The organism is Maricaulis maris, from assembly GCF_049116555.1.
Lineage (GTDB): Bacteria > Pseudomonadota > Alphaproteobacteria > Caulobacterales > Maricaulaceae > Maricaulis > Maricaulis maris_C.
This window is the reverse complement of the sequence record NZ_JAGDYT010000006.1, coordinates 590116-610692: the sequence shown is the minus strand read 5'-3', so window position 1 is coordinate 610692 and position 20577 is coordinate 590116. Positions and strand designations below refer to the sequence as shown.

Annotated in this window: 13 protein-coding genes; 4 read left to right on the top strand and 9 right to left on the bottom strand. The window is 62.6% G+C overall.

Going from position 1 to position 20577, the window contains the following annotated elements; all coding sequences use genetic code 11:
* Positions 1 to 280 precede the first annotated feature (280 nt).
* The 3 genes from JXQ94_RS10495 to JXQ94_RS10485 all read left to right on the top strand — a co-directional run bounded on the left by JXQ94_RS10495 (position 281) and on the right by JXQ94_RS10485 (position 3969).
* Positions 281 to 850: a hypothetical protein gene (locus JXQ94_RS10495; protein ID WP_421923728.1), complete on the top strand. Its 570-nt coding sequence runs from the start codon at positions 281 to 283 to the stop codon at positions 848 to 850.
* A gap of 209 nt (positions 851 to 1059) precedes the next feature.
* The gene (locus tag JXQ94_RS10490) at positions 1060 to 2733 is read left to right on the top strand and encodes a methyl-accepting chemotaxis protein (protein ID WP_421923727.1); all 1674 of its coding nucleotides are present in this window, start codon (positions 1060 to 1062) and stop codon (positions 2731 to 2733) included.
* A 15-nt stretch (positions 2734 to 2748) separates the two neighbouring features.
* Positions 2749 to 3969: an alginate export family protein gene (locus tag JXQ94_RS10485; protein WP_421923726.1), complete on the top strand. Its 1221-nt coding sequence runs from the start codon at positions 2749 to 2751 to the stop codon at positions 3967 to 3969.
* 84 nt (positions 3970 to 4053) lie between these two features.
* Here the strand turns inward: JXQ94_RS10485 and JXQ94_RS10480 are convergent, their stop codons facing one another.
* The 3 genes from JXQ94_RS10480 to JXQ94_RS10470 form a co-directional block, all read right to left on the bottom strand.
* Positions 4054 to 4539: a DJ-1/PfpI family protein gene (locus JXQ94_RS10480; protein WP_421923725.1), complete on the bottom strand. Its 486-nt coding sequence runs from the start codon at positions 4537 to 4539 to the stop codon at positions 4054 to 4056.
* 308 nt (positions 4540 to 4847) lie between these two features.
* Positions 4848 to 6161 (bottom strand): MFS transporter, encoded by a 1314-nt coding sequence (locus tag JXQ94_RS10475; RefSeq protein ID WP_421923724.1) that lies wholly within the window; start codon positions 6159 to 6161, stop codon positions 4848 to 4850.
* Between the two features lie 100 nt (positions 6162 to 6261).
* Complete coding sequence (locus JXQ94_RS10470; protein WP_421923723.1) at positions 6262 to 6717, bottom strand: Lrp/AsnC family transcriptional regulator; 456 nt, start codon at positions 6715 to 6717, stop codon at positions 6262 to 6264.
* A 115-nt stretch (positions 6718 to 6832) separates the two neighbouring features.
* Between JXQ94_RS10470 and JXQ94_RS10465 the strand changes: the two genes are divergently transcribed.
* Positions 6833 to 8488, top strand: a complete 1656-nt coding sequence (locus JXQ94_RS10465) for an aminotransferase class V-fold PLP-dependent enzyme (protein WP_421923722.1) — start codon at positions 6833 to 6835, stop codon at positions 8486 to 8488.
* A gap of 6 nt (positions 8489 to 8494) precedes the next feature.
* Here the strand turns inward: JXQ94_RS10465 and JXQ94_RS10460 are convergent, their stop codons facing one another.
* From JXQ94_RS10460 to JXQ94_RS10435, 6 genes are all read right to left on the bottom strand, one after another.
* Entirely contained in the window at positions 8495 to 9094 is a 600-nt protein-coding gene (locus JXQ94_RS10460) for a gamma-glutamylcyclotransferase (protein ID WP_421923721.1), read from the bottom strand.
* Between the two features lie 92 nt (positions 9095 to 9186).
* On the bottom strand, positions 9187 to 10185 hold the full coding sequence (locus tag JXQ94_RS10455; RefSeq protein ID WP_421923720.1) for a hypothetical protein: 999 nt from the start codon (positions 10183 to 10185) through the stop codon (positions 9187 to 9189).
* A gap of 572 nt (positions 10186 to 10757) precedes the next feature.
* Positions 10758 to 12791, bottom strand: a complete 2034-nt coding sequence (locus JXQ94_RS10450) for a M13 family metallopeptidase (protein WP_421923719.1) — start codon at positions 12789 to 12791, stop codon at positions 10758 to 10760.
* Between the two features lie 141 nt (positions 12792 to 12932).
* Positions 12933 to 15062: a M13 family metallopeptidase gene (locus JXQ94_RS10445; protein WP_421923717.1), complete on the bottom strand. Its 2130-nt coding sequence runs from the start codon at positions 15060 to 15062 to the stop codon at positions 12933 to 12935.
* Between the two features lie 146 nt (positions 15063 to 15208).
* Positions 15209 to 17278 (bottom strand): M13 family metallopeptidase, encoded by a 2070-nt coding sequence (locus JXQ94_RS10440; protein WP_421923716.1) that lies wholly within the window; start codon positions 17276 to 17278, stop codon positions 15209 to 15211.
* Between the two features lie 78 nt (positions 17279 to 17356).
* Complete coding sequence (locus JXQ94_RS10435; protein ID WP_421923715.1) at positions 17357 to 20575, bottom strand: efflux RND transporter permease subunit; 3219 nt, start codon at positions 20573 to 20575, stop codon at positions 17357 to 17359.
* Positions 20576 to 20577: the final 2 nt, after the last annotated feature.

Genomic DNA, 20577 nt, shown 5'->3' with positions numbered 1-20577 from the left:
TCGCGCTTGCAAACCCTCGGGGTTTGAATTCCATCCCGCGAGGTGCGCCATTTTTCCTTCCGCACCGCTGTACTTGACTGTGTTTGCGACCGGCACGGCCTCTCGCACAGACCCGGGCCAAGGCGCCTGAGCTTTCAGGACAGCGCCGGTCTGGCCGGCGAGTTGGATCGCGCTATGTTTCCTCAAAAGACCAGCCTGCGTCGGCGCGATTGAAATCGCGCGAGTGGCGAGGCAGAATGATAACGTTATCATAAATGTGGGTCGGAGGAGGCCGAGCGTTATGGATAAGACAGACAAGCGAGTATGGACTTTTGCGGCGACCGTCATTGCCGTGTTGACCGGGTTGAGCCTGGCCATTCCGGGCGTGGCGACCGCCACCACGACAGAACCGCTCAATGATCAGTTTTCTGTCCGCTGGGATACTGAAGGGGGCGGCTTGCGTCGCAGCATTGTGGAATCGCCGACCGCGCCGGGTGGCGCTGCGTTGGAGGTGTCCATGCGCCGCCGTCTCGATGAGCCGTGGCGCTCCCGGGTGACCGTGCCGCTGGTCAGCGATATCCGGCAGGGCGACGTCATTGAACTGCGGGTGTGGATACGCGCGGAATCGCCGATTGGCTCCCAGGAGACCGGCAATCTCGACTTGCAGATTGTCCGTACCAGCGAGCCCTATGACAATATCTTCAGCGAGAATATCCGCCCGACCGACGAGGGCCAGTTCTATGTGGTCCGCGGCGTCGCCGGGGCAGACTTTGATGCTGATGACGTCGTTTTTGGTGCCAATCTTGGCTATGGACGCCAGACCATCCAGTTCGGTCCGATCTTCATCAACCGGGTCTCGTCTGCGGACTGAGACAGGGCCGGTGCCGGGAGGGTCGGATGTTGACCTCGACATCCTGAAAGCGACCCGCCCGGCCTGTCCGGTCATGCCCCCAAGACAGGCGGGCTTATAAAATATGATGTTCTGGGTGGCGACTGATGGCGTCGAGACAGGGCGTGGTTAACCTTAGGGGTGCTTGTTGAGGCCAGATAGTCTGGAAGAAACCTCACGAGCCCCTCCCCATGTCCGATCGCCTCCACGCCCTGTCACTGAAAGTCCGCCTCTCCCTTCTCGCCTTTGTCTCGGTTGGCCTGCTTCTGGCCTATGTCGTGACCAATGGCCTGCTTCGAAACGCGGTAACCGAGATCGATGAGACCGCGCGCCACGCGACGCATTCGCTGATGGCTGCGAACACGCTCGAAAAAGACCTGACGTCGCTCCTGCGCGATACCTATCTGATGGCCGCCGAGCCGGCGCCCGACCGGATCGAGGCCGCGCTCGGCAATCTGGTCGATTTCGAAATATCGTTGGCCGAGGCGGAAGAGACCGTCACAAGCGAAGCGTCCCTGTCGGCGCTCGGCGCCGTGCGTGCGGATTATTCCGGACTGAATGCCCTGATCAGTGAGGCGGCAATCGGCGTGGCGGGCATGGATGCCAGTGCGGTCTCCACCTTTGTCGACGCCCTGGCCGGGTTTGATGACCGGATGGACACTCAGATCGAAACCGTGCGGGACAGTGCGCGGGCCGACCTCGATGCCGCCTGGCTTGAGCTCGATCGCATGGCAGGGACGACTTTCTGGGCCGGTGTGGTGGCGATTATCGTCGCCTCGGCGGGCTTGTTTGTCCTGACCCGATTGATCGGCGGCACTATCCGTCAGTCGGTCGCGAGCACGCGGGACATTGTCGGGGCGCTGGCTGAGGGGCGCCGGGATGTTGCCATCCGCGGCACTGAGCGTTCGGACGAGTTCGGTGATCTGGCTCGCGCGACCTCAACGCTGCAGGATGCGCTGGGCGCGGCAGATGCGGTTCGCGATCGGGAACACGCGGAGGCCGAGGAAAAAGCACGCCGGCACCAGGCCCGCGAAGACGCTGTTATCAAGTTCGAACAGGCCTCGAGCGAGCTCCTTGCAAGCGTCATGTCCGCGTCCGAGCAATTGTCGGCTTCGGCCAACCAGATGCAGTCCACATCCGGCGAAGCGGCCAATCTCTCCGATTCAGCCCGCGGGGCCGCGTCCAACGCAGCCTCCAGCGTGCAGGCGGTTGCGGCCGCTTCGGAAGAGCTGGCGGCCTCGATCAGCGAAGTGTCGACCCAGGTCACACGCACCAGCGAATTGTCGCAGGTCGCTGGTAACGAGACCGGGAGCAGTGCTGAAGTGATCGGCCAGCTTGCCGAGTCTGCCGAAGCCATTGGCGCCATTGTCGACCTCATCGACACGATCGCGTCACAGACCAATCTCCTCGCGCTCAACGCGACGATCGAGGCAGCGCGCGCCGGTGAGGCTGGCAAGGGCTTTGCCGTCGTCGCATCGGAAGTGAAGGCCCTGGCCGAGCAGACGACGGGGGCGACCCAGCAGATTGCCGAGAAGATCAACAATATCCAGTCCTCTGCCGAGGCCTGTACGACCTCCTCTGCAAAGGCCCTCGAGGCGGTTGCCCAGCTTGGAGAGCTCGCAGTCGCATCGGCCTCGGCCATTGAACAGCAACGCGTGGCGACCAGCGAGATTGCCCAGTCCGCTCAGCGCGCCCAGGACGGCACCAGCAGTGCTTCCCATGATGTCGACAAGGTCGCGGACTTCACGCGCCAAACCGATGAAGTGTCGCGCTCGGTCCTCAGTGCCTCCAATGAAATGGCGACGCGCCATGAGGCCTGGAAGGCGGAGTTCGACGAGTTCCTTTCCAAAATTCGCGCGGCGTAAGCAGGAGATCGACCGATGATGAGAACCAATTTCCTGAAAACGGGGATGTTGACCGCCGGATTCCTTGTCTCGCCGGCAGTGCAGGCTGACGATGCAGCCGGCACCTTGATCCTGGATGTCCGGGCGCGCCATGAAGCGGTCGAGCAAGCCGGCAAGCTGGATGCGACCGCGACGACGATCCGGACCCGCCTCGGCTGGCAATCTGCGCCCTGGCGCGGTCTCACCTTTCTTGTCGAAGGCGAGAATGTCGTCGCCCTGGGTTCGGGGGACTATAATTCCGGCCTCAATGGACGCACCGCCTATGCGACCATCAAGGATGATGACATTACCGAGCTCAACCGCCTTCAGTTGAGCTGGGCGGCCAGCGAGCAGGTCCGGGTCACGGTCGGGCGGCAGCTCCTGTCCTTCAATGGCAATCGCTTCATTGGCTCGCCAGCCTGGCGTCAGGACCGGAATACCCACGACGCGGTCCGGATTGATGTCGCGGATGCAGCCTGGTCGGCCAGCTATGTGTATCATGACCGTGTACTGCGGGGGCCCGGCGATGATTTCGACTGGCAAAGTGACAGCCATCTTCTCAATCTCGGCTATCGGGTGAGCGACGCGGCCTCCCTGGAAGGCTTTGCCTATTTTATCGACCTGACAGATCCGTCTGCGCCGCAGGACCGTTCGAACATGACTCTGGGCGGGCGTCTCACAGGTGCCGTGCCCCTCGGCGAGGCGCGGTTGAGCTATTCGGCGATGTTGGCGCGGCAAACGGATTATGGGTCGTCGACGGCCGACTTCTCGCTCGATTTTGCCAGCTTCGAAGCCCGGGTCAGCCGGTCAGGCGCCAGTTTGATGATCGGCTATGATGTGCTGGAAGGCGATGGCGCGAACACGATCGCCACGCCGCTTGGCTCGGGTCATGGCAATCATGGCTGGGCTGATGCTTTCAGTGGCGGTGGCGCGCAGTCAACGGCGGATGGTCTGGAAGATTTGCGTTTTGGCGGCACCTATGGGGCCGAAACCGGCCATGCCTTCGTGACGGGTTGGGAAGTGGGTGCCGTGCATCGCCACTTCACGGCCCAGCGCACGGGCGATGGTCTGGGCCGGGAATGGGACGCCTGGGTCAATCTCGACCTGCCGCGCAATGTCGGGCTGTCTTTCCAGTTTGCCGACTTCCAGGGGTCGGGCAATCCGCTCTCCCCGGCTGACCGGACCAAGCAATGGGTGGTGCTCACCTATCGTCGCTGACCGGACCGGTCCCGGTGATATCTGACACAAAAGAGGCCGGATGCATGCATCCGGCCTCTTTCATTTCAACCGCGATATAACCGGTCAGGCTGGCATGGCTTCGCGCGCCATGCGGCCGGCGACGGCATCGATGATTTTCCAGTCGCTGTCATCATCGTCATTGGCATAGAGATGGCCGTCGATCAGGGCTGCCGACGTGGTGTCGGACTGGCTGCCAGCTCCGGCAATGGCCGCAACGATGCCGGCACTGCCACGAAGGGCAATGACCGGCTTGCCCTTGTCGGCGAAGCGCCTGGACAGAGCGGTCGCATGCTCCGGCTGCGTTGAGGCGTCCTCGAGCAGGACGAGGGCGTCATACCCGCTCTCGTCCAGGTCGGTGACGGTTTCCGCGACGGCGAAATTGATCTCCGCAGTGCCATTCTTGCCGCGCAGCAGGGATTGTTGTCCGGACACGAGGACGGCCCGGCGATTGTGGCGGGCGAGAGCGTCCGTCGCGGTCTGCAATTGCAGCACATTGACGGACTCGGCGACAAAAGCCGCGACGCGGCTGGGACGGTGACCATGTTTCATCAAGCGGAATTTCTCCATTGTTGCGGGCGCAGTTCATCCGGCGCCAAAAAATTGGGTGGTAGAGGAATAGTGATCGCAGCCCCGGAATCAAGTGCCGACGCTGTCATAAAAATATATCGTCTGTATAAACCAGCCCGAAGTTCAAAAAATATTTAGTAGCAAAGCAATTTTATTTGCTGGTTTTTTCCAATCATCAAACCGGCTCAGTTTCAATTACTCAAAGTGCAGATTCAATAAAAGTTCCAATACTGCCGTTATCGCGGCTCGATGTGAGATGTGTGCTTGGCGAGGCGCAGGTTGGGGACCCCTCAATCTCGCCAGTCCAGGTCCTCAAACTCAGCGTCCTGGCTGTCTGACCAGCCCGCATCCTCTTCGGCATGATCGGTGAGTTCGATCACCGAGACCGAAGTTGTGGCCGTTGGCTCGAAATCGCTCTTGTCTTCCTCGCGGACCGGGGCCGTCCCGGTCCGGCGGATAAGCATCGACCCGGTCAGGGCGAAGAGGGTGATGGCCGCGAAGTAGAAGAGGCCGGATGGGCCCGCCACACTCATCACGGTCGACGCAATCAGCGGGCCGATCATGGAGCCGAGCGCCCACACCATGAGTATCCCCGACATTGTGCCGGTCGCCTGGCCTTCCGGTGCACGGTCCGCCGCATGGGCGACGGCCACACCATAATAGGAGAGCGCGCCGGCTCCCCAGAGCGTGGCGGTGACAAATATGCCCAGGCGCGGCATGAGGCCGCCGAAGAGCGCGAGCACCAATGCAGCCGCGCCCGCTGCGAGGGCAAGGCCTGCGATTACCAGGCGGCGATCAATCCGGTCGGACAGGATGCCGGCGGGCCAGGTGGCGATCACCGATCCGCCGATCATCGCAGCGTTGAAGAGGGCGGCGGTCCGCGGAACGCTCTCGGCGGCAAAACCCTGCACATAAACGGCATAGAGCTGAAGCACCGCGCCCGACACCATGCCGGAAATGGCAGCCGCGATAATCGCGGAAGGCGCGAAATGCCAGATTCGCAGCGGGCTGAAAGGCGTGGTGGTCGGCGCGGCCGGCTCAGCGCGCCGTGTGGCGCAAACCGGGATCAAGCTCGCCGTCAGCAGGGCGGCAATAATGAGGAAGCCGGTCGCTGTGCCCGATGGCGCGCCAGCGACCAGGAAGGGGCCCACCATGAAGCCGAGTTTCGACGTGACCAGGTAGAAACCCAAAATGGCGCCGCGGTGCTGACTGGGTGCGGCATCGGCAATCCAGCTCTCGCCCGAGGCCAGAAAGCCGGCGACCGAAACCCCGATGATGAACTGGATAAGCATCCACCACGCCATGGCGCCGCTGACATAGAGCGCCGCGGCTCCGAGTGAGGCTGCGGCGGCAAAGCCGGCGATCGAGCGGATATGCCCGACCTGCATGATCTCGCGGGGCGCCAGTCGCGCTCCGAGCAGGAAGCCCAGCGCATAGGAGGATACAATCGCGCCGATCTTGAGCGGCCCGGCACCCTGGGAAACCAGGGTCAGCGGACCGACAACCGAAAGCGCTCCGGTGGCGGTTTGCAGGATCGCGAGCGCGATGACGATCGCCGCGACATTGCGGTAGCTGTCGGTACCGGACGGGGTGGGTGTTTGCATGGACATGATGGCTCGTCTGCTCGGCGGTGTCGGTCGGTGCGCGCGTCCCAGCTATGCGGCGCAGGCCCCAGGATGCAAGGGCGAAGCGGTGCAATTCGCCTCAAACCGGCAATTCGGTGGTGTTCTTGATCGCTTCCATGGCGAAGCTGGCACTGACATCGGACAGGGGGGCAATCGCGATCAGCTTCTTGTAGGCCTCGTCATAGGCGCGCACATCAGGCAGGCAGAGCTTGATCAGGTAGTCGATATCACCGCTCAGCCGGTAGAATTCGACCACTTCGGGCATCCGCGCCACGCCTTCGGCGAAACGTTTCAGCCAGGCTGCGTCATGATGGCTGGTGCGGACTGTGACGAAGAGGGTCGCCTGCAAGTCCAGGGCTTCCGGGTCCAGCAGGGCAACATGTTTGCGGATCACCCCGGCTTCCGCGAGGCGTTTCAGGCGCCGCGCTGTCGGGGTCGGGCTGAGACCGATCAGGTCGGCCAATTCCTGCACCGTTCGATCGGAATCCTTCTGTACGGCGCGCAGGAGGCGGCGATCATGATCGTCAAACACCATATTTGTGACCCTTGTTGGCGAAAATCGCTACCAAACAGCTGTATCACGGTCTAAGATTGGTGAAAATACCTCCTTGAGCGATGTTTTTATGGCGCATTCGTTTCCGGAGGCCTGCATGCCCAAATCGTCCAACCCGTCCGCTCGTCTTGCCGCCATCCGTGACGGGCTGGTCGGGGCTGACCGGATGTTGACGACGCCGTTTGGCCGCAAACCCTTTCTCTATGCCGATTACACCGCGTCTGGGCGCGCGCTCAGCCAGGTCGAGCGCCAGATCGATCGCCTGATGTCCGACTATGCCAATCCGCACAGCGAGGACAGCGCCACCGGGCGAGCCAGCAATCGCTGGATGCGCGAAGCCGAAGCGATGATCCGCAAGGCGGTCAATGCCGCGCCTGATGATTGCCTTTTGCCCTGCGCCGCCGGTGCGACCGGTGCCATCCACAAATTGCAGGAAATCCTTGGCCTGGCTGTGGCGCCGGCCAGTCGCGACGCCCTTGGCGTCGACGCAGGACCGGCCGTGAAGACCGTCGTGTTTGTGGGCCCTTATGAACACCACTCCAATGAGCTGAGCTGGCGCGACAGCCTGGCCGAGGTGGTGTCCATCGGGCTCAACCCGGCCGGCGGGATCGACATGGCGGCGCTTGAAGCGGCGTTGACGGACCCGCGTTTCAATGGCTGGCGCAAGATCGGGGCCTTCTCCGCTGCGTCGAACGTTACCGGCGTGCGCACGGATATCGCCGGCCTGGCGCATTGTCTGCACGCCCATGACGCCATCCTTTGCCTCGACTGCGCCGCCAGCGCGCCCTATCAGCGTATCGACATGCATCCCGAGCTGGATCCGGATGCATCGATTGATGCGGTCTATTTCTCACCGCACAAATTTCTCGGCGGACCGGGCGCGTGTGGTGTTCTGGTTTTCAATGAACGCCTTTATCGCCGCGATCTCGCGCCGACCCAGAGTGCCGGCGGGACGGTGCGCTATGTCTGGCAGGACGGCCATGATTTTCTCGAGGGCATCGAAGCGCGCGAGCGGGCCGGTACGCCGGGTCTGCCGCAATTGGTGCGCGCCGCCCTGGCGCTGCAGATCCAGGCCGAGATGGGTAGCGAGGTGATTTCCGAACGCGAGCATGTCGCTCTCGAAAAGGCTTTCGCGCGTTGGTGTCACCACCCGCGTATTGACGTGCTTGGCCCGCAAGGTCCGGCTGACCGGCTCGGCATTGTTGCCTTCAATCTTCGGAATGAGGCAGGTGACATCATCGAGCCGCGCCTGGTGACGATGCTGCTCAACGACCTTTTCGGCATCCAGTCGCGGGCAGGCTGTTCCTGCGCAGGGCCCTATGGGCACCATTTGCTGGGAATTGATGACGGTACGACCCGGGACATCCGCTCACGCGTGCTGGCCGGCGATGTCGGCGCCCGCCCGGGGTGGTGCCGGGTCAGTCTCCACTGGGTGATGTCGGAGGCCGAGATCAGCTATCTGATCGATGCCGTTTGCTTCCTCGCGGAGAATGCCGAGTTTTTTGCGGGATTCTATGATCGCGATGCGGGCACGGGCGCGTGGCAATGGGCTGGTGACCCGGTCGATGCGGATCCGGTCTGGCCGGGCAGTCTGCTTGAGGCGCCGGGGGGCGCCATGCCGGTGCGGGACGACGCGGCGGAGATCGATCCGGAAGATCGGTTCGACGCGCCCTTCCGGACGGCGCGCGAGATGGTGCGGGTGTTTCGCGGCGCGCAGTCCGACCCCTGGGACGTTCAGCTCCTGGACGCTTGAGCACGGTCAGGCCGGTTGACGGAATTTCAGCACGCCGCACGTCTCGAGCAGGGTGTCCACACGGGTCCGGTCCTCGGTCGAAAGCGGTGTACGGCGTGGATAGAGCGGCGCGTGGCTGTCGCGATCATTGATCCACGGGGCATCCCATAATTCCGTTGCCTGGATAAACGCCCTGGCGCGCGCCTCGCCGCCGGTCTCGAGGCAGCCGGACAGACAGGTATCGACATAGGTTTGCGGAATCGGGTGATCGCGATCGGCGCGGACCTGTTCGCGATTGACGACAATCCAGTAGCGCCCCGCAGGCAGCGCTGCCCGGCTCCCATCATCGGGATGGACACTGCCCGGGTCTACCTGCGTGAAGACATAGCCGCGTTCGCGGTGGCGCAGCTCCGGCGTGATCTCGGTCGGAACGAGGGCGGCGTGGAGATGGTGGCCGGGCGCATGGCGCACACCGGCATAGGTCGCCGCTTCGTCGCCATAACGAACCGTCCAGCCGCGGCGCCAGCCCGTGGCGACTACCGGACGAACGTCGGCGTCGATCCCGGAATAGGTGCGGCGACTATAGCTGCTGAGGAGACTGCCATAGCCAATCATGAAATCCGGCACGATCTCTCCCTGCGCGGTGCATACAAAAACGGCGCGGATTGCTCCGCGCCGTTTCATTGTGGCGGGGCTGGGCCCGCTGTCCAGTCAGCCTGTTAGCGATTGCGGCGCGCGCTGTGACGCGAGCTTTGACGCGAGCTGCTCGAGGATGAGTGGCTGTAGGACGCCTGGGCGACCGGCACTTCCTCGGAATAGGCATTGTTGTCGGCCGGCATGTCGGTCCCGTAGAGATAGGTATTACCCTGGCTCGAAGGGGCCGTCTGGCGCGAGGCGACCGGCGGGATTTCCGTGCTGGTCGGCGGGTTGTAGCCCGGCAGATTGATCTCTTCACAATCCACGAGGCGCCATTCCCAACGCTCTTCCGAGCGCAGCGAGTAGCGGGTCACGGTCTGGGTCTCGACCGGGATGACGTGGCTGTCGACCGTGGCATGCTGATCGACGACCTGGATGCGATAGCTGTCGCGTTCCTCGGCGATCGGGATTTCCTCGATGCGCGCTTCCTGGACCAAAACATCGCGCGTGATCTGGGCGTATTCCGCCGGATGGCTGACCTCGCGGATATTGGCCGGCTGGACCACGATGTTGCGGGTCACGGTCTGATATTCGCCGGCTTCTTCCACCAGGCACCAGACTTCACCGGTCTCGCTGTCGAACCGTGTCATCGACGCGCCGGGAACATAGCCGCGACGCCACACCATGCGCGGCTCGCGCACGAGGATGGTCTCGGTCACCGAGTCATGCACGGCCGGCACGACTTCATACTCAACATAGGCCGGGCGGATCTGAACCGTCTCGGTCACGCTCTCATAGACCGGCTCGTGCACGATGTAGCGCATGCCGGCTTCACGGGAGATGTATTCGCGATACTCCTCGCGCAGGCGCGGCGGCGCGACATCGTAGCGCTCATAGGAGTCCTGGGTCGTGACCTGCTCGGAATAGATGTCGTATTCCGGCGCGATGCGGACGCGGGCATAACACTCGCCGGTCGCCGCGGTCGCAGGCGGATCCGGCGGATACCATTCCTGATCGCCCGCATAAGCGGTGGCGGCCGTGAGCAGTGCGACGGCACTGGCGCACAGGAGTTGATGTTTCATCTCGGATCCCCCCTTGGAAACGTCTGTGGGCACGCGTCGCGACGCACCCGGATTAATTAAGGTTAACGTAAGCAGAGGGTGTCGTTAAGGAATAATCGGCCCGTGAAGTCGCTTTCAACCCATGGGGGAAATGCTTCATTCGGCTTCGCTTTTCAGGCTGGGTCGCCGCGGCTGTCGGCGACCGGCGCGTTCACTGCACGGTCTCAGGCCGCTGCTTGATCGGCCAGGAAATGGGCGATCTCTCGGCAATCGGTTTATGGATGGGTTTGCGCCTGGGCGCGGGGTGGAGGGGCGCTCGTTACAAACGGTAGGTGTCCCTGTTTGGTGTCCTGCGTTGGTGGCAGTGAACTGACCCTGTGGCCGGATTAATAGGTGCCTGCCACCATTTTTGTTGAAGGCCCATGACGGTGGCGTCATTGCTGAAAAGCGGTGCGATTTCGGCGTCCATGTCTGTCCCCTCGATGAGTGTCCCGACCGGATCGGACGGGGTCGGGCCGCACAATGCAAGACGCGCCATGCAAAACGGCCCGACGTCTCCGCCGGGCCGTTTCATCATGGGATCAGGCTGTTGCCTACCAGATGGAGACGCGGTCCTCCGGCGGCAGGTAGAGGTCGTGGTCCTCGGTGACACCGAAGGCCTCATACCAGGCGTCCATATTCCGCACGACGCCATTGGCGCGATACTGGCCGGGACTGTGTGGGTCGGAAAGGAGCTGGCTGCGCGCGGCATCGTCCAGCTGGATCACGCGCCAGACCTGGGCCCAGGACATGAAGAAGCGCTGGTCACCGGTAAAGTCGCTCGCATCGGCCGCCGCTTCACCATGGTCGGCGAGATACATCTGATAGGCTCGATAGGCCATCGAGAGCCCGCCGATATCGCCGATATTCTCGCCCAGGGTCAGCTGGCCATTCACATTCATGCCCTCGATCGGGGAGAATTGCTCATACTGGGCGACAATCTGGTCGGTGCGGGCATCGAACTGCTCGCGGCTGGCCTCGGTCCACCAATTGCGCAGCACGCCGTCACCGTCGGACTGGCTGCCCTGGTCGTCGAAACCATGGCCGATCTCGTGACCGATCACGGCACCGATGCCGCCGAAATTGACGGCCGGGTCGGCATTCGGGTCGAAGAAGGGCGGCTGCAGGATTGCCGCCGGGAAGACGATCTGATTGCCGGTGGAGTTGTAATAGGCGTTCACCGTCTGCGGTGACATGCCCCATTCCCAGTCGCGGATCGGTCCGCGCAGGCGGGCCCGGCTGTCGGCGCGGAACCAGGCATTGATGCGCCCGGCATTGCCGAACAGGTCATCAGCCCGGACCTCGATGTCGGAATAGTCCGGCCAGACGTCCGGATAGCCGATCTTCGGCAGGAATTTGTCGAGCTTGTCGAGGGCTTCAGCCCGGGTCTCGTCATCCATCCATTCCAGCGTCTCGATCCGCTCGGCGAGGGCGCGGCGCAGATAATCGACGAGTTCTTCCATCTGGGCCTTGTGGTCCGCCGGGAAGTATTGATCGACATAGATCTGGCCGATGGCCTGGCCCAGATTGCCATTGACGAACTGGATGGCGCGGCGATCGCGCGGCCGCGGCTCCTGGGCCCCGCCCAGCGTCCGGCCCCAGAAGTCGAAGGAGCGGTTATAGACGTCCTCGGAGAGGAGATTGGCATTCGAATTGACGTAGCTGAAAGTCAGGTAATCGCGCCAGGTCTCGACCGGTGTGTCGGCAAAGACGGCCGCGAGGCCTTCGATGGCCGAGGTTTGGGAGACGATGAAATTCTCCTGGTCGGCATAGTCAGCGGTCTCGAAGAAGGCGTCCCAGTCAAAGCCGGCGCCCAGTGTGCGGACCGCTTCCAGCGTTGCCGGATTATAGGTGGCAACGCGGTCGCGGCTCTCGGCCGGGGTCCAGTGGACATCGGCCATGGCCGTCTCGAGCGCGATGATGCGGTCGGCGCGGGCCTCGCCATCCTCGAGGCCGAGAAAGCCGAACACGTCGGCGATATAGGCGCGGTAAGCCTCGCGATATTCCACGAAGCGCTCATCCTCGAGCAGGTAGTAATCGCGCGTCGGCAGATGCAGGCCACCCTGGTTGAGATAGACGATGTAATGGCTGGGATCGCCTTCATCGCGCTGGATGGAGGTGCCGAAGATGGAGGCATAGCCCATCATGCCCATTACCGAGGCGATGTCGGCATGCGTATTGGCATCGACGATAGGCGCCAGACCCGGACGCACCGGGTCAATTCCGGCGGCATTGATGGCATCGACATTCATGTAGGACGCGTAGAGATCGCCAACCTGTTGCGCCAGTGTGCCGGCCGGTGCATTGGCGGCGGCGCTGTCGCGGATAATGCCCTCAATACGTTCTTCCGACTGAAGGTAGAGCTCGTGAAAAGCGGTGTAGGACGAGAATCCGGCCGGGATCTCGGTCGTGTCGAGCCACCCCTCATTGACGTAGCGGAAGAAGTCGTCGCCCGGCGCCAGCGTTTCGCTGACATGCTGGGTCTCGACGCCCCAGTCACCCAGGAGGGCATCCTGGGCCAGGGCGGGTGAGACGGTGGCGATGGACAAGGCGAGGCCAGCGACGCCGGCGCGCAAGATGGATTTCATGGTGAACCCCCGTTGTTGCGATTTCAGACGCCGCAAACTGGAATCCGCCGGTCATCGCCGCGATGAGGGATTGATTAAGCTTGTGCAATGCAAAACGGCCCGACGTTTCCGCCGGGCCGCTGCATCAGTTTGGGTTAAACCCTACCAGATGGAAACGCGGTCTTCCGGTGCCAGGTAGAGTTCGTGGTCCTCGGTCACGCCGAAGGCCTCGTACCAGGCATCCTGATTGCGCAGGGCACCATTGATCCGGTATTGAGCCGGAGAGTGCGGCCCCTGGCGCAGCTGACGGACGAGCGCCTGCTCGGTGTAAAGATTCCGCCAGACCTGACCCCAGGCCATGTAGAAGCGCTGATCACCGGTGAACCCGTCGAGCACCGGTGCATCGCCACCATGGTCGGCGAGATAGAGCTGATAGGCGCGATAGGCCATCGACAGACCACCGACATCGCCGATGTTCTCGCCCAGCGACAGGCGACCATTCACGAATTCGCCCTCGACCGGGGAAAACTCGCTGTACTGGGCAGCCAGCGCGTCGGTGCGCTCGTCGAAATTCCCGCGGCTCAGTTCCGACCACCAGTCACGGAGCACGCCATCGCCGTCAGAGCGGCTGCCCTGGTCGTCGAAGCCATGACCCATTTCGTGACCGATCACGGCACCGATACCGCCGAAATTGACGGCAGCGTCGGCATAAGGATCAAAGAAGGGACCCTGAAGGATGGCGGCCGGGAAGACGATCTCATTCGCGGTGGGGGAGTAATAGGCGTTCACCGTTTGCGGCGACATGCCCCATTCCCAATCGCGGATCGGGCCCCGCAGGCGGGCGCGGCTGTCGGCACGGGCCCAGGCTGCAATGCGCTCGGAATTGCCGAACAGGTCATCGGGACGGATCTCGATCGAGGAATAATCCGGCCACTGGTCGGGGTAACCGATCTTGGGCGTGAAATTCTCGAACTTGTCGATCGCGCCGGCCCGGGTCTCTTCGTCCATCCATTCGAGCGTTTCCAGGCGCTCGCGAAGGGCCATGCCGAGATAATCGACGAGGACCTCCATCTGCTCCTTGTATTCCGGTGGGAAGTAACGCTCGACATAGATCTGGCCGAGCGCCATGCCCATCGAGCCGTTGACATACTGGATGGCTCGCGACTCGAGCGGACGCGGCTCTTCAACGCCGGACAGGGTGCGATTGTAGAAGTCGAAGGAGCGCTCGTAGAATTCCGGTGTCAGCGAACCGCGATTACTCGACAGGTAGCGGAAGGTCAGCCAGTCCTGCCAGGTCTCCACCGGCACTTCGGAGAACAGGGTTGCCAGGGACTGGATAGCGGTATCCTGACGGATCACGACTTCGGTCTGGTCCGCGAAATCGAGCGCTTCCATGAAGGCGGTCCAGTCGAAGCCCGGTGCGCTTGCTGCCAGCTCTTCCGTCGTCATGAGATTATAGGTGCGGGTCCGGTCGCGGCTGTCCTCTCGGGTCCAATGGACCTCGGCGAAGGCGGTTTCCAGGTCGAGGATGCGTTGCGCGCGCTCGGCTCCGCCATCGACACCGATGAAGCCGAAAGCATCGGCGATGTATGCGACATAGGCATCGCGGAAGGCCTGGTAGCGGTCGGTCTCTTCGAGATAATAATCACGGGTCGGCAGGCCGAGACCGCTCTGGCTCACGCCGACAATATAGCGGTCGGGATTGCCTTGGTCGCGGGTCACGCCGGCACCGAAGATCGAGGCCGTGCCCGGGCTGCCCATGAGCGTCGCGATGTCGGTATGGCTACCGGCCGCCGCGATGCGGTCAATCATCGGCTGGACCGGATCGAAACCGCGCGCTTCAAGCGTTTCCTGGTCCATATAGGCTGCGTAGAGATCGCCGATCTGCTGCAGCGGTTCGCCGGCAGCGGCGTCAGCGGCGCCGGCTTCCTCGATGATGCCGTTGATGCGCTCTTCCGAGAGGAGATACAGCTCGGTGAAGGATCCGAAGCGGGAGAAACCCTGCGGCATCTCGACCGAGTCGAGCCAACCCCCATTCACATAACGGTTGAAGTCATCACCCGGATGAACGGTTGCATCGACATGCTGGGTCTCAATACCCCAGGTGCCGAGGCGCGGGTCTCCGGCGGACGGATCACCGACGACGGTTGCGGAGGCTTCGGTCGTGGACGTCTGCACATCGCTAGCTGCGGATTCGTTCGGTGTCGTTGTGTCGGTATCCGGCGTTTCGCCGCTCGGCGAGCAGGCCGCCATCAGTGCCACGCAGGCGCTGGTCAGCAGAAGCTTTTTCATCGTGTTTCCCCTAGGAGCAAATTCATTGGCGCAAACACTAGTGCGCTGAGGCCGGGGCGCAATACACGGGGGGTGTCTCTTACAGCCCTGTAATGAAAACGGCCCGACATTGCTGCCGGGCCGCTTCTTCAGTTGGACGGTGAATCCTACCAGATGGAGACGCGCTCCTCCGGCGGCAGGTAGAGGTCATTGTCCTCGGTCACACCGAAGGCCTCGTACCAGGCATCCAGATTCCGCACGACACCATTGGTCCGGTATTGGGACGGGCTGTGCGGGTCGGTTGCGAGACGGTTGATCAGATTGTCTTCGCGGTAGAGGCGACGCCAGACCTGGGCCCAGGCCAGGAAGAAGCGTTGCTCACCGGTGAAGCCGTCAATGACCGGCGCCTGGCCGTCACAGCAGGCATCGAGATGGTGCTGGTAGGCGGTGAAGGCCATCTGCAGGCCACCGAGATCACCGATATTCTCACCCATCGTGAATTCACCATTCACGAAACGCCCTTCGACCGGCGAATAGCCGGAATACTGGGCGCCAAGCCGGTCAGCTCGGGATTCGAAACGCTCATTGGTCTCTTCGGTCCACCAGTCGCGGATCGACCCGTCATAATCGAAGCGGCGGCCCTGATCGTCAAAGCCGTGACCGATTTCGTGACCGATCACCGCGCCGATGGCGCCGTAATTGATCGCCGCATCGGCATGCGGATCGAAGAAGGGAGCCTGCAGGATGCCGGCCGGGAAGGTGATTTGGTTCATCAGCGGATTGTAGGACGCATTGACCGTCTGCGGCGGGTAAGGCCAGGCGGTACGATCAACCGGGCCTTCCAGGTCGGCGAGTTGTTCGGCCCACTGGAATTCCGCGATGCGGGTCATATTGCCGAACAGATCGTCCGAGCGAACCTCGAGGGCGGAATAGTCCTGCCACTCGTCCGGATAACCGATGCGCGGTTCGAAGGTGGACAGCTTCTGCAGTGCATTGGCGCGGGTGTCGTCATCCATCCACTCGAGCGCGGTCAGGCGGCCCTCGAAGGCGGTGACCAGATTGGCCACAAGCTCTTCCATCGCGGTCTTGGATTCGGGCGGGAAGTGACGGTCGACATAGACCTGGCCAACGGCTTCACCGAGTTGTCCACCGACGAGATTGACGCCGCGACGGTCGCGCGGACGTTGCTCCTCGATACCGTTCAGCGTCGTGCCGAACATGGCGAAATTCGCGGCATCGAAAGCTTCCGGCAGGGCACCGGCATTGGTGCGGATGAAGTGGAAGGTCATATAGTCCTGCCAGACCTCGACCGGCGTCTCCGCGAAAATCTGGCCGGCGGCTTCGATCGCGCTCGGCTGGGCGACGAGATAGGTCGCTACGCCGTCGAGACCGAGCTGCTCCATGCCCGCATCAAAGCGCAGCTCCGGCGCCAGGGCGGCGAGCTGGTCCATGGGCATGGGGTTGTAGATCTTCTGGATGTCGCGGCTGTCTTGCTGACTCCAGTGAGTCTCGGCAATCCGCATTTCCAGGTCGAAAATGGCCTGGGCCTTCTCGGCGCCGCCTTCCATGTCGGCCAGATCGAAGATCTGCTCGATGAAGGCCAGATAGGCGTCGCGATAACGCTCATTGTCTTCTTCCAGGTAGAAATCGCGATCCGGCAGGCCGAGACCGGCCTGGCCGACGAAGACGGTGTAGCGCGTGGTGTCGGCCGGATCGGGGATGATGCCGACGCCATAGGGCGACTGGTGGTAGATGGTCGCGAACAGCGCGTTGATGTCGTCATGCGTCTCGGCGGCTGCGATCTCGTCGAGATAGGGCTGGGCCGGGGCGAGGCCGAGCTGGTCGATGGTCGACGTGTCCATCCAGCTGCCGTAGAGATCGCCGACCTTCTGCTCGATCGTGCCATCGGCGGCGTCCTGGGCGGCGAGCTCGAGAATGATGTCCTGGACCTGTTCCTCGGCCTCGATCGCCAGCGCGGTGAACATGCCGTAATTGGAGCGGTCAGACGGGATCACCGTATTGTCGAGCCAGGTACCATTCGCATAGCGGTAGAAGTCATCACCGGCGACGATTGCGGCATCCATGCCCTCAAGGTCGAAACCCCAGGTGCCGATATCCGCGCTGCCGGTCATCGCGGCGGTTTCGGTTACGGTCTGGGTCGTTTCATCGGGTGCTTCCGCCGGTTGGCAGGCCGCGGTCAACGCCAGGACGGCGGTGCTCAGCAAGAGCTTTTTCATTCTGTGATCCCCTTGTTTTTAGGTCCAAGACGTAAAAACGCCCCGCGCTAGATACAACGCGGGGCGTTTTGACGCCAATTATTCGGCAGGCGAGTGGTCGAGATGACCGGCCTGCTCGCCATGGGCGAAGTCGGTGTCGGCGTAGTGCTCACCCAGGCCGGGCTGCTTCTTGCCTGTCCACACCATCCGGAAGAAGCGGGCGATGTCGACCCCGATCGCATACATGGCCGGAACCATGATCAGCGTCAGGAAGAGGGCGAAGATAACGGCGAAGCCCAGGGCGACGACCATCGGCTTGAGGAATTCCGCCTGTGTCGAACGCTCGGCCATCATCGGGAAGATCCCGAGGAAAGTGGTGACCGAGGTCAGCAGGATCGGGCGGAAACGCTGCACACCGGCATCAACCAGGGCCTGGAAGGCCCCGACACCATTGGCGCGCAACCGGTTCACGAAGTCGATCAGCACCAGGTTGTCATTGATGACGACGCCTGCCGCAGCTCCGACCCCGAAATAGGAGAAGAGGGCAATCGGCATGTCGAACAGATAATGTCCGAAAATGGCGCCGGTCAGTGAGAACGGGATGGCGATCATGATCACGATCGGCTGGAAGTAGGAGCGGAAGGCGATCGCCAGCAGCAGGTACATCGAGATCAGGGCGAAGGCGAGCAGGACCATGACTTCCGCCATGAATTCGCGCTGACCCTCGGCCTGGCCGATCTCGTCCCGTGAAACGTGCGGGAAGCGAGCCTCGAAAGCCTGCCAGTAGTCTTCGCTCAGCGCCGTATCGATATCGCCGCGGGCTGCCGGGTCCGACAGTTCCGCGCTGACCGTGATGGTGCGCATACCATTGCGGCGATTGATCCGGTTCAGGCCCGGAGCGAAATCAGCCTCGGCGACTGCCGCCAGCGGAACTTCACGTCCGTCCGTGGTGCGGATGCGGATATCGCGGAAGGTATCCAGCGACCGACGCGAGGCGGCATCCAGGCGGATCATGACCCGTACATCCTGACCGTCACGCGGCAGGCGCTGGGCTTCGACGCCGTAGAAGGACTGACGCACCTGATTGGTGACATCGGCGAGGGTCAGACCGAGCGCCTGGGCGTTCGGACGCAGGCGGACCTGCAATTCCTCGGTCGAGGTCTGCATGCTGTCGACGACATCATACAGGGTGTCATAGCTGCGCAGCTGTTCCTTCAGATCATCGGCAGCCGCCCGCAATTCGTCCAGATTCTGGCCGGACAGGGCGAAGCGCATGCCATTGCCACCATTATTGATGGTCGAGTCGAGACGGATTTCCTCGGCATCCGGAATCGGCCCCAGGAATTCACGGATCTGGGCAGCGACTTCCGAGGTCGGAAGATTGCCCGGACGGTCTTCCGGATCGGCCAGGGTGATCCAGGCGCGGATACGACCATCCGTTGCCAGGGTCGAGCGGCTCTCGATCATGTCGACTTCACCCGGGAATTGCTCGCGGTAATAGCTGAGCGCTTCGTCCTGGGCGCGATCGAGCTGCTGACGCACCTGCTCGGTCCGGCCCCATGGGGTGCCCTCGGCGAGGGTGATCGACGTCTGGATCGTCTCGTTTTCGATCTGCGGCATGAAGACCGACCCAACGCGGTTGGTCATCATCAGGGAGATGGAGATAACGAAGATCAGCAGGAAGCCGAAGAAGGTCGCATAACGATTGCGAATACACGCCTTGGCGACCGGGCGATAAACGCCGCGGGCAAAGCTGAGAAGCGTACCGGCAATGGCGCGCTGAAACGCGATCAGCGGGCCGAAGAAGCCTTTGCTGGACTGCGGCTTCATGTGCGACAGGTGGGCCGGCAGGATGAGCAGGGATTCGATCAGCGAGAAGGCCAGCGCCGCGATCACGACCAGCGAGATCTGGCGGGTGAACTGAACTTCCGGCCCCGTCAGCAGCATCCAGGGCGAGAACATCATGATCGTGGTGATGACGGCGAAGATGACCGGCTTGGCCACCATTTGCGTGCCAACGATCGAGGCTGTCAGACCCGGTTCCCCGCGTTCGACCCTGTCGTAGATATTCTCACCTACCACGATCGCATCATCGACGACGATGCCGATCACCAGGAGGAAGGCGAACAGCGACAGCATGTTCAGCGTGACGCCCATCATGGGCAACAGCAGGAAGGCGCCGCCGAAGGCAACGAAGATGCCGATGGTCACCCAGAAGGCGACGATGGGGCGCAGGAAGAGGAAGAGCACGATCAGGACCAGCACACCCCCGAACAGGGCGGAGTTGGCGATCGTTTCCATGCGGCCCGTATACATCTCCGAATTGTCCCACCACAAAGAGAGGTGAACACCATCGGGCAGTTCCAGGCGCTTGCGGTCGATATAGTCGCGCACCTGCCGCGAGGTGTCGACAACGTCGATATTCGGCGAGGTTTCCACAACGACCAGCACCATGGACTCGCCATTATAGGTCGCTTCGAGATTGAAGTCGGAGAAGCCGTCGGTGACCTGGGCCACATCGCGGACGCGCAGCGTGCCGCCATCCGACGTCTGACGGATGATGATTTCCTCGAATTCCGGCGCGGTATCGGCCAGCTGGCGCGAGGTGATGCTCACATCACCCAGCTCCGTGCGGACGCTGCCGGCCGAGGCATTGAGCGAGCTCGAGCGCACGGCGCGCACGATCTCGTCAAAGGTCAGGTCATAGCGACGCAGGTTTTCCTCGGAGACCTCGATCGAGACCTCTTCGCCCCGGGTCGCCCACATATTGACGATGGAGGCACCCGGCAGCTGGGCGACTTCGTCACGGATCTCGCGGCCAATGGCCTGCAAGTCCCGCCGGTCGGCGCTGCCGTGGACGGCAAAGCCGACGACCTGGTCCTGTGAGCGCCAGGGCGTCACGACCGGTCGGAAGGCGGATTGCGGCAGGTTGTTGACCGAGTCCACTTCCAGCTTGATGGCGTCGATGAACTCGCCGACATCAACCGAGCGCTTGCCCTCGATATTGATATTGCCGCCGCCTTCACGGGCGGTGGAGGTGATCGTCTCGATGCCGTCCATGTCGGACAGCGCTTCCTCGATCCGCACGATGATCTGTTCTTCGACCTCCTGCGGGGAGGCGCCGGGCCAGGCCACCGAGACGCTGGCACCGTTCACCGAGACGGTCGGGAAGACCTCGCGGTTGAGCGAGTTGTAGCCGATGAAACCGCCGACAACGGCGATGATCATGACCAGGTTGGCGGCGACGGTATTCCGCGCCCACCAGCCGACAATGCCGCCCCGCGGGGCTTCTTCATGAGTGGTGTTGGGATCGGTCATCG

Excerpts from the sequence above, each read along its gene's own strand:
- JXQ94_RS10465 (WP_421923722.1), top strand. The coding sequence starts at position 6,833 with ATGCCCAAATCGTCCAACCCGTCCGCTCGTCTTGCCGCCATCCGTGAC.
- JXQ94_RS10435 (WP_421923715.1), bottom strand. The coding sequence starts at position 20,575 with ATGACCGATCCCAACACCACTCATGAAGAAGCCCCGCGGGGCGGCATT.
- JXQ94_RS10475 (WP_421923724.1), bottom strand. The coding sequence starts at position 6,161 with ATGCAAACACCCACCCCGTCCGGTACCGACAGCTACCGCAATGTCGCG.
- JXQ94_RS10495 (WP_421923728.1), top strand. The coding sequence starts at position 281 with ATGGATAAGACAGACAAGCGAGTATGGACTTTTGCGGCGACCGTCATT.
- JXQ94_RS10485 (WP_421923726.1), top strand. The coding sequence starts at position 2,749 with ATGATGAGAACCAATTTCCTGAAAACGGGGATGTTGACCGCCGGATTC.
- JXQ94_RS10455 (WP_421923720.1), bottom strand. The coding sequence starts at position 10,185 with ATGAAACATCAACTCCTGTGCGCCAGTGCCGTCGCACTGCTCACGGCC.
- JXQ94_RS10470 (WP_421923723.1), bottom strand. The coding sequence starts at position 6,717 with ATGGTGTTTGACGATCATGATCGCCGCCTCCTGCGCGCCGTACAGAAG.
- JXQ94_RS10450 (WP_421923719.1), bottom strand. The coding sequence starts at position 12,791 with ATGAAATCCATCTTGCGCGCCGGCGTCGCTGGCCTCGCCTTGTCCATC.
- JXQ94_RS10490 (WP_421923727.1), top strand. The coding sequence starts at position 1,060 with ATGTCCGATCGCCTCCACGCCCTGTCACTGAAAGTCCGCCTCTCCCTT.
- JXQ94_RS10440 (WP_421923716.1), bottom strand. The coding sequence starts at position 17,278 with ATGAAAAAGCTCTTGCTGAGCACCGCCGTCCTGGCGTTGACCGCGGCC.
- JXQ94_RS10445 (WP_421923717.1), bottom strand. The coding sequence starts at position 15,062 with ATGAAAAAGCTTCTGCTGACCAGCGCCTGCGTGGCACTGATGGCGGCC.
- JXQ94_RS10480 (WP_421923725.1), bottom strand. The coding sequence starts at position 4,539 with ATGAAACATGGTCACCGTCCCAGCCGCGTCGCGGCTTTTGTCGCCGAG.